The sequence below is a fragment of the Achromobacter sp. genome (assembly GCF_050285565.1).
GTDB lineage: Bacteria > Pseudomonadota > Gammaproteobacteria > Burkholderiales > Burkholderiaceae_B > Achromobacter.
Genome location: NZ_JBLZXG010000004.1, coordinates 122,706 through 134,436, shown reverse-complemented (window position 1 = coordinate 134,436; position 11,731 = coordinate 122,706). Strand labels below are relative to the sequence as shown.

The 11,731-nt window shown below is 67.0% G+C and carries 7 protein-coding genes; 4 read left to right on the top strand and 3 right to left on the bottom strand.

All coding sequences use genetic code 11. The features are described from left to right. The 3 genes from ACN6O8_RS09400 to ACN6O8_RS09390 form a co-directional block, all read left to right on the top strand. Positions 1 to 2,889, top strand: a 2,889-nt coding sequence (locus ACN6O8_RS09400) for a VCBS domain-containing protein (RefSeq protein ID WP_427990796.1), incomplete at its 5' end; no start/stop codon positions are given. 139 nt (positions 2,890 to 3,028) lie between these two features. After that, a complete protein-coding gene (locus ACN6O8_RS09395) occupies positions 3,029 to 3,712 on the top strand; it encodes a transglutaminase-like cysteine peptidase (protein ID WP_427990795.1) in 684 nt (227 codons plus the stop codon). 19 nt (positions 3,713 to 3,731) lie between these two features. Then, positions 3,732 to 5,693, top strand: coding sequence for a bifunctional diguanylate cyclase/phosphodiesterase (locus tag ACN6O8_RS09390; RefSeq protein WP_427990794.1), 1,962 nt, complete (start codon positions 3,732 to 3,734; stop codon positions 5,691 to 5,693). A 77-nt stretch (positions 5,694 to 5,770) separates the two neighbouring features. On the opposite strand, the gene ACN6O8_RS09385 is transcribed toward ACN6O8_RS09390, so the two are convergent. Genes ACN6O8_RS09385 through ACN6O8_RS09375 form a run of 3 tightly spaced genes read right to left on the bottom strand, consistent with a single transcriptional unit; the run spans position 5,771 to position 9,164 of the window. Beyond that, the gene (locus tag ACN6O8_RS09385; protein WP_427990793.1) at positions 5,771 to 6,610 is read right to left on the bottom strand and encodes a M48 family metallopeptidase; all 840 of its coding nucleotides are present in this window, start codon (positions 6,608 to 6,610) and stop codon (positions 5,771 to 5,773) included. Positions 6,611 to 6,651: 41 nt separating this feature from the next. Then, complete coding sequence (gene aroC / locus ACN6O8_RS09380; RefSeq protein WP_427990792.1) at positions 6,652 to 7,719, bottom strand: chorismate synthase; 1,068 nt, start codon at positions 7,717 to 7,719, stop codon at positions 6,652 to 6,654. 35 nt (positions 7,720 to 7,754) lie between these two features. Continuing rightward, the gene (locus ACN6O8_RS09375) at positions 7,755 to 9,164 is read right to left on the bottom strand and encodes a putative bifunctional diguanylate cyclase/phosphodiesterase (protein WP_427991140.1); all 1,410 of its coding nucleotides are present in this window, start codon (positions 9,162 to 9,164) and stop codon (positions 7,755 to 7,757) included. A 588-nt stretch (positions 9,165 to 9,752) separates the two neighbouring features. Here ACN6O8_RS09375 and ACN6O8_RS09370 point away from each other — a divergent pair. After that, positions 9,753 to 11,729, top strand: a complete 1,977-nt coding sequence (locus ACN6O8_RS09370; protein WP_427990791.1) for an EAL domain-containing protein — start codon at positions 9,753 to 9,755, stop codon at positions 11,727 to 11,729. The last annotated feature ends 2 nt before the right edge of the window (positions 11,730 to 11,731 follow it).

Sequence of the window (11,731 nt, the reverse complement as noted above, 5' to 3'; positions counted from 1 at the left end):
CAGCTCGCCAAGGCCGACGTCGACGTCAACGACACGCACACCTGGTCGCTGAACAACGACGGCAAGGGCCAGTACGGCACCTTCACGCTCGACCAGACCGGCAAGTGGACCTACGTGCTGGACAACAACAGCGCCAAGGTGCAGGCGCTGGCCGAAGGCCAGAAGGCCACCGACTCCATTACCGTCACCGTTGACGACGGCAACGGCGGCAAGGCCACTCAGGTCATCACCATCGAGATCACCGGCGCCAACGACGCCCCGACCATCGGCGGCACGGCGACCGGCGCGGTCAAGGAAGACGGCACGCTGGTCACGAGCGGCCAGTTGACCAAGACCGATGTCGACACCAATGACACTCACACCTGGACCGTCGGCAACAATGGCCAGGGCCAGTACGGCACCTTCACCGTCGACCAGAACGGCAAGTGGACCTACACGCTGGACAACGCCAGCGCCAAGGTGCAGGCGCTGACCGAAGGCCAGACGGTGACCGACACCATCAAGGTCACGGTCGACGACGGCCATGGCGGCACCGCGGTCAAGGAAATCACGGTGACGGTTACCGGCACCAACGACATCGCCAAGATCACCGGCCAGTCCAGCGGCACGGTGATCGAGGACAAGACCCTGGTCACCACCGGCAAGCTGACGGTGTCGGACGCCGACGCCGGCCAGAGCGCGCTGGTCGCCCAGACCAACGTGGCGGGCAAGTACGGCACGTTCTCGATCGACGCCAACGGCAACTGGACCTACACGCTGAACAACAGCCTGAAGGCCGTGCAGGATCTGCCCGCTGGCGCCGTGCTGAAGGAGAACTTCGAGGTGGTCTCGGCCGACGGCTCGGCCAAGCAGGTCATCTCGGTCGATGTGGTCGGCACCAACGACGCGCCGGTGGCCGCCGACAATGCCACCAGCGTGGACGCCGGCGGCAGCCACACCTTCACCGCCGCCGAGTTCAACTTCAATGACGGCGCCGAAGGCAACCAGCTCGACAGCGTCATCATCACGCGCCTGCCGACCGACGGCACGCTGACCCTGAACGGCCAGCAGGTCACCGCGAACACCGTGGTCTCGGCCGCGGACATCGCCGCGGGCAAGCTGGTCTACACGCCCTCGACGGTCGGCCAGGACACCTCGTTCGGCTTCCAGGTGCGCGACAACGGCGGCACCGCCAACGGTGGCAAGGACACCTCCGGCGACTACAACTTCGCCATCAAGACCAACAACTTCATCTCGGGCGACAACGACGGCAGCGGCACCGGCACCAAGCCGCCCATCAACGGCGGCAGCGGCGACGACGTCATCCTGGGCGACAAGGGCGGCACCGTCACCACGGTCGAGCCGGGCAAGAACTACAACATCGCGATCGTGGTCGACACGTCGGGCAGTATGGCGGACGCCTCGGGCACGAAGGGCCTGAGCCGGATGCAGTTGACGATCGACGCGCTCAAGAACCTGGCGAACACCCTCAAGGGCCATGACGGCATCGTCAACGTGGCGCTGATCGGCTTCGAGTCGACGGCCAGCACCAAGTACACGATCAACGGCCTGAACGCGAGCAACGTCAACGACCTGATCAAGGCCATCGAGAAGCTCAGCGCGAGCGGCGGCACCAACTACGAAGGCGCCTTCGACGAGGCGCTCAAGTGGTTCAACAAGCAGCCCACCTCGTCCAATGGACAGCCGTTCGAGAACGTGACGTACTTCCTGACCGATGGCGACCCGACCTTCAGCAACCGCGGCAGCAACGGCGACTACTGGAGCGGCGGCAGCACCACGAACTACTACGACATGAAGGATGCGGTCGACAAGTTCAAGGGCTTGAGCGGCAAGAGCACGGTACACGCCATCGGCATCGGCACCGGCGTCAATGAGAGCTACCTGAAGTTCTTCGACAATTCGAGCACGACGGGCACCGGTACGGTCAAGATCGAGGGCACCAACATCACCGGCGCCGTCGGCCAGCCGCAGATCGTCAACACCGCCAAGGATCTGGCCGCGGCGCTGCAGGGCGGTTCGTCCAGCACCGATCCGGCTGTCGTCGGCAACGACATCATCAACGGCGGCGCGGGCCACGACATCATCTTCGGCGACACCCTGAACACCGACGGCAACGTCCTGAACTGGTCTTCCGTGGGCGGTCGCCCCGCCGACCTGGTGCAGGGCTCGGGCCTGAAGGCGTTGCAGGTGTTCCTGGAGATGCGCGATGGCCATGCGCCGAGCAACGGCGACCTGTACCAGTACATCAAGGATCACCACGCCGACTTCAACCTGGCCGACGACCCGCGCGGCGGCGATGACACCATCCACGGTGGCACCGGCGACGACATCATCTACGGCCAGGGTGGCAACGACACGCTGTACGGCGACGATGGCAACGACATCATCTATGGCGGCGCCGGCGACGACAAACTGTACGGTGGCGACGGCAACGACGTGCTGCACGGGGGGTCGGGCAACGACACGCTGGAAGGCGGTGCCGGCAACGACCTGCTGATCGGGGGCAAGGGCGACGATATCCTGACCGGCGGCGCCGGCAGCGATACCTTCAAGTGGGAACTGGGCGACCAGGGCACCACCGCCAAGCCGGCCGTCGACACGATCAAGGACTTCTCGCTGGACAAGCCGGCCGATGGCGGCGACATCCTGGACCTGAAGGATCTGCTGGTCGGCGAAAAGGACGGCACCCTGACCCAGTACCTGAACTTCCACAAGGAAGGCAACAACACGGTCATCGACGTCAACACCCAGGGCAAGCTCGGCGCCCAGGGCGCGGATCAGAAGATCGTGCTGGAGAACGTCGATCTGACGCAGGGCGGCCAGTTGAACAACCAGGCCATCATCAATGACCTGTTGCAGAAGGGCAAACTGAACGTCGACCACAGCTAGCGTGTTTCACGGCGGGCGGGGCCGCGCCACGGCCCTGCCCGCTCGACCGATGGAATATGGCAAGCGCGACGCGCTGGCGGCGCGGGGATTTTTTCCGGACGACGACTGAATCAGCCGGAAAAATGTGAAAATCCGTTTCATGCGATCAACCCGCCGTTTCCGCGCCACGCTGAATCTGTGCCGATTGGTTTTGCTCTGCCTGGCTTGCGGCTGGGGCGGCAGTTCCGCCCTGGAGGTCAACGCCGACAAATTGCAAAGCCTGTCGGCCAGCCGCTATGGCGCCAAGGGCGCCAGGGCGGTGTCGAATTGGCTGCAATTGCTGCGCAACCCGCCGCCCGTGTCGGAGAAAGACCGGCTGGTGGTGGCGAACGATTTCTGGAACCGCGCGCTGCTGTCGGGCGACGACATCACGATCTGGGGCAAGGACGACTACTGGGCCACCCCGCTCGAATCGCTGGGCAAGGGCGCGGGCGATTGCGAAGACTATGTCATCGGCAAGTACTTCACCCTGCTGTCGATGGGCGTGCCGGCCAGCAAGCTGCGCTTCATCTATGTCCGCGCGCGCGTGGGCGGCCCGGCCAGCAGCAGCCAGGTCGCCCACATGGTGCTGGGCTACTACGACACACCCAATGCAGTACCGCTGGTGCTGGACAGCCTGGTCTCGACCATCCTGCCAGCGTCGCAACGGCGCGACCTGACGCCGGTCTTCAGCTTCAACGCCGACGGCGTCTACGTCGACGGCAAACCCGCCGCACCGGTCGACCGCCTCAGCCGCTGGCGCGATCTACTCCAACGCATGGAACGGGAAGGCATACGCCCCTGACGTCCGGAACCCCAAGACTATGTCCATACTTCGACAGCTCCTGCTCAGTGTCACCCTCGCGATCGGCGTCATCCTGCTGGGCACCCTGGCGCTCAGCGTCAACGCCGCCCGCGAATATCTGTCCGGCCAGTTGCAGGTGCAGGCCACCGACGCCGCCGTGTCGCTGGCGCTGTCCCTGTCGCAGCCAGCCAACAATGATCCAGTGGTGCAGGAACTGCTGGTGTCGGCGCTCTACGACGGCGGCCACTTCTCGCTGGTGCGCCTGGCCGACCCGGAAGGCAAGGTGCTGATCGAACGCCAGTCGACCGCCACCGCCGCCTCGGTGCCGGGCTGGTTCCGCGCCCTGGCGCCGCTGGACGCGCGCTCGGCCTCGCACGCCGTCAGCGACGGCTGGCGCCAGATCGGCGAGGTTACGCTGGTGGCCAACGACGCCTACGCTTGGGAAGCCCTGTGGCGCAGCAGCCTGCGCATGATCGCGCTGGTGCTGGGCGCGGGCCTGATCTGGGCGTTGTTCGCCTTCGCGCTGGTCGGCTGGATCAAGAACCGGCTGCTGCGCGAGGTCAGCGACCACGTGCGCAGCATCGGCCAGGACTCGCCGCCGCAGCAGATGGAGGCGCGCGTGCCCGAGCTGTCCGGCGTGGTCCAGGCGCTCAACCAGACCCGCGAACGCGTCCATGCCAGCGCCGAGGAGCAGAATGCCAAGATCGAATCCTTGGAACTGGAGCTGAACCAGGACCCGGTCACCCGCCTGCCCAACCGCAAGTATTTCGTCAACGAATTCCGCCGCGCGCTCGAAGGCGGCACGGGCCAGACGCCGGCCCGCGCCGGCATCGATGGCGGCCATGTGCTGGTGTTCCGCCAGCGCGACCTGGCCGACCTGAACCGCCACATGCCGCGCGAGTTCATCGACCAGTGGCTGCGCGCCGCCTGCGAGCGCATCCAGGCCTCGCTCAAATCCTTGCACGTGGCCGATCCGCTGCTGGCGCGCCTGAACGGTTCGGACTTCGCCCTGCTGCTGCCGGGCTGCGCCGCGCCGCAGGCGATGATGATCGCCGAACAGTTGCGCGCCGACCTGCACGCCTCGCGCATTCCGGTCGGCGAGGGTCACCTGTGCCGCTGGGCCCAGGCCATGGCCGACTACAGCCGCGGCAACCAGGCCGGGCCGGTGCTGTCGCGCCTGGACTTCGGCCTGATGCGGGCCGAGAGCGCCGGCAACGACCAGGTCGTGATCGCCGGTGCCGCCGACGCGCAATCGCCGTCCGAATCCGGCGAACGGGCCTGGAAGGACGCGATCCTGTCGGCGCTGGAAGAACACCGCTTCGAACTGGCGACCGAACCGCTGCGCGATAGCGCGGGCGCCACCCTCCGCACCGAAGCGATGCTGATGCTGCGCACCGCCGCCGACCAGGCACCGATCCCCGCCACCCTGTTCATTCCGCCCGCGGTACGGCTCGACCTGGTGGCCGACTGCGACCTGCAGGCGGTAAGCCTGGGGCTGGACTGGCTGGCGGCGCACGAGGGCGAACTGACCCTGAGGGTCGCCCTGCCCTCGCTGCGCGGCCAGAAGTACTTCCGCCAGTTGGCGCTGCTCCTGACCGAGCGCAAGGCCCTGGCGCGGCGCCTGTTCCTGGAAATCGACGCCCACGGCCTGGTCGAATGCCACGAACAGATCGCCACGCTGGCGCGCGTGGCCTCGGAATTCGGCGCCCACATCGGTGTGCGTCGCCTGGCGCAGCAGTTCGGCGCGGTGGCGCAATTGCACACCCTGCCGCTGTCCTACGTGAAACTGGGCGGCGGCTTCGTCGGCGGCATGTCGCAAAGCCCCGGCAGCCAGCAGTTGACCGCCTCGGTGCTTGAGACCGCCCGCAAGCTCGGGATCGCGGTCTACGCGGAAGACGTGCCCGACAGCGAAACCCGCCGCATCCTGGCTGACCTGGGCATCAGCGTGATGCGTGGCCCGGGCGTGAAAACGCCGGCCTGAGGCCGGCGGTCATCAGATCGGCGCCACGCGCCGCCTGCAGGCGGCCGCGCGCTGGCGCCAGCCCTCACGGCGGGCCGCTAGCGCGCCGCGCGGCCCTTGGCCTGCTCGTACAGCGGCAACACCTGCTGCGCCGCGCCCTGCAGGTCGCTGATGCGCGAGGCCGCCGAGGGGTGGGTCGACAGGATCTCGGGCGGCGCGCTGCCGTTGTCGGCGGCGCCCATTTTCTGCCACAGCGTGACCGCGGCGCGCGGATCGAAACCGGCGCGCGCGGCCAGTTCGACGCCCATGCGGTCGGCCTCGGTTTCATGCGTGCGGCTGTTGGGCAGCGTGAACATCACGTCGCTGAGCTTGCCGCCCAGATCCGAGGCAGCGCTGGAACCGGTGGCGATCGACAGCACCTGCAACCCCAGGTTGGTGGCCATCTGCTGCGACACCCGCTCGCGCGCATGCTCGCGCAGGGCGTGGGAGATTTCGTGGCCCAGCACCGCCGCCAGTTCGTCGTCGGTGGGCTTGATCTTGTTGATCAGACCGGTGTAGACGGCGATCTTGCCGCCCGGCATGCACCAGGCATTCACCTCGTCGCTGGTCAGCACATGGACTTCCCATTTCCAGGCGGACGCATCCGGGCGGAACACGCCGGTCTGCGCGATCAGGCGCTGCGAGATGGCGCGCACCCGCGCCACCTGCTGCGCATCGCGGTCCAGCAGGTTCTTGGCCTGCGCCTGCTTGATGATGTCGGCATACTGCTGGTTGGCCTCCTGCTCCAGCGCCTGCGACGGCACCATGCTCGACATGTATTGGGTGCGATTGACGCCGATGGCGCCCGACTGGGTGGTGTTCATCCCGGTGCACCCTGCCAGGGCCACCAGGGACAGCGCGGCCGCCACGCGGCGCAACGGATAGCGGTTCAGGCTCATGCCAGCCTCCTACAAACGGTCAGGAACTACGGAATCCGGCCTCAGCCCGGTTCGCCGCACTGGCCGCGATGGCGCAGGGCGTGATCGATCAGCACCAGGGCCAGCATGGCCTCGGCGATGGGCGTGGCACGGATGCCGACACAGGGATCGTGACGGCCCAGCGTCTGCACCATGACGGGTTCATTGGCGCGGTTGACCGAGCGGCGCTCGACCCGGATGCTGGAGGTGGGCTTGATGGCCAGCGACACCGTCACCGGCTGACCGGTCGAAATGCCGCCCAGCACCCCGCCGGCGTGGTTGGTCAGGAAACCGTCGGGCGTGATCTCGTCGCCGTGCTCGGAGCCGCGCTGCGCGATGCAATCGAAGCCGGCGCCGATCGAGACGCCCTTGACCGCGTTCAGGCCCATCATCACGTGGGCGATGTCGGCGTCCAGGCGATCGTAGATGGGTTCGCCCCAGCCGGCCGGCAGGTTCTCGGCCACCACCTCGATGCGCGCGCCGACCGAATCGCCGTCGCGGCGCAGCTGATCCATGTAGGCTTCCAGCTCGGGCACGATGCCGGCATTGGGCGCGTAGAACGGGTTGTTCGGCACTTCATCCCATGACACGAAGGGAATCGCGATCGGGCCCAGCTGGCTCATGTAGCCGCGCACCTTCACGCCGTACTGCTCGGCCAGCCATTTCTTGGCCACGGCACCGGCGGCCACGGTGGGCGCGGTCAGGCGCGCCGACGAACGGCCACCGCCGCGCGGATCGCGCAGGCCGAACTTGCGCCAGTAGGCGTAGTCGGCATGGCCCGGCCGGAAGGTGTCGGTGATGTTGGAGTAGTCCTTGCTGCGCGCATCGGTGTTGCGGATCAGCAGGCCGATGGGCGTACCGGTGGTGAGCCCCTCGTACACGCCGGACAGAATCTCGACCTGGTCGGCTTCCTGGCGCTGGGTGACGTGGCGCGAGGTGCCGGGACGGCGGCGATCCAGTTCGAGCTGGATGTCGGCCGCGTCCAGCGCCATTCCGGGCGGGCAGCCGTCGATGACGCAACCGATGGCCGGCCCGTGGGATTCGCCAAAATTCGTGACGGTGAACAGAGTACCGAGGGTATTGCCGGGCATAGGAAGTCAACAAGTGGGTTTGCAAGCAACCCCGATTATGACACCGCCGACGCCAAAGCCTGAATTTCGGCGGCCGGCGCCGGCCGTCCCAGCAGGAATCCCTGCATGACGCGGCAACCCAGCGATTTGAGGATCTCGCGCTGGCCTTCGGTTTCGACGCCCTCGGCCACCACCGGCAGGTGCATCGCCTGGCACAAGCCGAACAACGCCGATACCACCTCGCGGCTGCCGGCGTCCGATTCGAGCGCGGAAATGAAGCTGCGGTCGATCTTGACCCAATCGATGGGCAGGTGCCGCAGATGATTCAGGCTGGAATAGCCGCAGCCGAAATCGTCCAGCGCCACACCGATACCCTTGGCCCGCAGCGTATTCAGGATCTTCACATGCCGTTCGTAATGCAGGATGAAGATCGACTCGGTGATTTCCAGCACCAGCTTGCGCGGCGCCAGCTTGGTCACGGCCAGCACGTCGGACACCAGTTGCACCAGGCCGTCCTCGTTCATCTGCTTGACCGACAGGTTCACGTGCACGCGCCAGGCCGCGGGCCACAACGCGGCCTGCGAGCAGGCGCGTTCCAGGATCCAGGCGCCCAACGGCACGATCAGCCCGCTGCGCTCGGCCAGCTCGATGGTCACGGCCGGCGACACGCTGCCCAGCTCGGGATGATGCCAACGCAACAGGGCCTCGCAGCCCTGCACCACGCCGGTGCCGCTGTCGCAAACCGGCTGGTAGTACAACTCGAATTGATCCATCGACGCCGTGGTCAGCGCCAGCCGCAGGTCGTTTTCCAGGCCCTGCTGGTCGCGCTGGCGCGCCAGCATGCGGAAATCGAACATGCTCCAACCCGGCCCGCCACGCTCCTTGAGCGGCACCATGGCCACCTGCACGCATCGCTGCAGTTCTTCGACGCTGCGACCGTGGTCTGGATACAACGCCGCGCCCACGCGAAACACCGCGATCAGGGGCCGGCCGCCCAACTCATAGGGCACGGACAGGTCTTCAAGCAGCTTGGCCGACACCTGCGCGGCGCCCTGCTCGTCCACCTCCGGAATGCAGACGGTGAACGCATCGGTGCCGGTGCGCCCCACCATGCCGCCGAGCGCGCGGGTCACCAGGCTGAGCCGGTCGGCCACCATCACCAGCAGGGTCTGGTCCTCGCCGGCGCGCAACATCGCGCTGATCTCGGCATACTGGTCGAAACTGACCAGGAAGAACGCGCCGATGCCGCGCGTGTCGGCGCGGGGCCGCGCGATTCCCAGGGATTCGCGGTCCCGCGGCACCTGCCCGCGTGGTCCGAACAGCCCTCGGCCGGACTGCCGTTCGGCCTGAGTCAGCCAGGCGCGGGCGCGGCGGTGCAACTCCCGCTGGCTCAGGACGCCGGTCAATTCGTCACGCGTCAGCCTGCCGCGCAGCACGCGTTCGCGGCGGACGAAAAACAAACAAATCGCTGCAAGTGCGCCCGCGAGCGTCAGGCACAGTGCGAGCAGGTAACTCTCACGCACGGAGCCCCCTATCTAGAAACCCTTGGCGTTGTGATCCGGAAAGAAACCCAAGGGCTGTAACATTTTTTAAATTATGCATTATTTTCGCAAAAAAACGCCACACTTCAGGAACAACGCGCTCCCTTTCCTTCGATTCCTGCCCAGATTCGGTTGCTCGCGAGGGGTCATGACGCTCCTTGGATAGCGGTTGCTGGCCGATCCCTAGCGCCACGCCGTGCCCTTACTACGACAGCCAGAACCGGAAAATTAATACGGCATGTCTCAATAGTTATCATCCGGGCAATTATCACGATCGAAATAATTGCACAGGTTGTCTGATATCGCAGGTGATTTCGTAATATTCTGTATGTTCTGTGACATGCCGAATTACAGCGCGCGCGGCGACCCTGAGGTATTAGTAACGTGTGTCACGTTTCTTATCCTGAATTTTTCGTTCGGGCACTTGCGCTGCCTGACGTTCCCCCTTTCACTGGCAGGCCGGCATTGCACGGCACCGGCAACGGTGCGGGCCACGAAGGGAAACCCTGATCCATGTTCACACTACGCCGGCTGATCCTCTGCACCGCTCTCCTGATTGCCTTCATTCTGCTCGGCGCGCAAGCCCTTGGGATGCTGGCCGCCCACCGTTACCTGAACACGCAATTGGCTCAGCAGGGCGAGGCCGGCGCCCGCGCGCTGGCCTGGGCCTTGTCGCACAACCCGGAGGGCGCGCGCGACCCGCGCAGGCTGGCCGACGACCTGTTCGGCGCCGGCATGTATGCACTGGTTCGTGTCGCCGGGGAAAACGGGGACACGCAAATCGAGCGCCGCGACCCGGCGGCCGGACAACCGCACACCGCGCGCGACTGGCGTCCCTCGTGGCTGGCGCTGGATGCGCCCGCGGCCTCCCGTCCCTACCTGGGGCCGGATGGCCGTCGACTGGGTACCGTCACAGTCCAGGCCGACGCCAGGCTCGCGCGCGACACCCTGTGGCAGGGCGGGATCCGCGTCATCGGCCTGACACTGGCCGCCGGCGTTTTCTGGGCCTTGTTCGCCACCAACCTGCTGCGCTGGGTCGAGGCGCGCGCCTCGCGCGATGGCGGCGAGCGGGCACGCGCGCGGGCGCCGGCGAGCGTGGCGGCGTCCGCGCGCGCCGGCCAGCTGGCGGGTGCGGACCAGGCCCTGGTCGATGCCCAACGCCAGGTCGCCGCAACGGTTGAGGAGCAGAACGCGCGCATCGAATCGCTGCAAAGCGAGATCCAGCGCGACGCCGTCACCCGCCTGCCGAATCGCAAATACTTCGTCGATCACTTCCGCCAGGCCCTGGCCAGCCGCGACCCCGACGCCGGCGGCCACCTCCTGATGTTTCGCCAGCGCGACCTGGCGCAGATCAACCGGCACCTGTCACGCGCCTTCACCGACCAATGGCTGCGCTCATCGTCCGACCGCCTGCGCAAGCTGGTCGACGGCTGCGGCGACGCCGACATGACGCTGGCCCGCATCGGCGGCTCGGACTTCGCGCTGCTGATGCCGCGCACCTCCGCGCCCCAGGCCGGCATGCTGGCCGAGCGGGTGCGGCGCGAACTGCGATCGTTGCGGGTGCCGATGGACAAGCAAGGTTGGTGCCGTTGGGCGCTGGCGATGACCGCGTTCACACCGGGCGACAACATGAGCGATACGCTGGCGCGGCTGGATCACGCCCTGATGTGCGCGGAGAGCGCCGACGACGACCAGATCGCGCCCGCCAGCCAGGCGGCAGACAGCACCCGCATCGGTGAATACAGCTGGCACGACGCCCTGGCCACCGCGCTCGAGCAGCACCGGTTCTCGCTGACGACCCAGCCCCTGGCCGATGTCACCGGCGCCCCGCTGCACCACGAGGCCAGCCTGACCCTGCACGACACCAGCGGCGCCGATCCCGTGCCGGCGGCCATCTTCATGCCGCCGGCGGTGCGCCTGGGGCTTTCCGCCGAATGCGACATCCAGGCGGTTCGCCTCGGACTGGACTGGCTGTACACCCATCCCGACGACGCCCTGACGGTGCATATCTCGCAGGCCTCGCTGGCCCAGGGCACCTTCCTGTCGCGCCTGGAGCGCATGCTGGCCGACCGGCCGGCCCTGGCCCCGCGACTGAACCTGGAGGTGGATGCGGCCGCCCTGGTCGAACACGGCGCCGACATGCGCCAACTGAGCCAGATCGTTACCGCCGCCGGCGGCCGCGTCGGCCTGTCGCGGCTGTCGCAGCAGTTCGGCGCGATGGAGCACCTGCACGCCTACCCCCTGTCGTACGTCAAGCTCTGCGGCAGTTTCATCACGGGCCTGCTGCACAGCCCCGGCAGCCAGCATCTGGCCGCCACCGTCGTGGCCACCGCCGGCTCGTTCGGCATGGCGGTGTACGCCGAAGACGTGCCGGACGACGCCACCCGCGCCATCCTGGAAAAGATCGGCGTCCACGCGATTCGCGGCACTGTCGTAAACTTCGCCCGCGCGCACGATCCCGCGCCTGACCAACAGTGGACTTCTCGTTGACG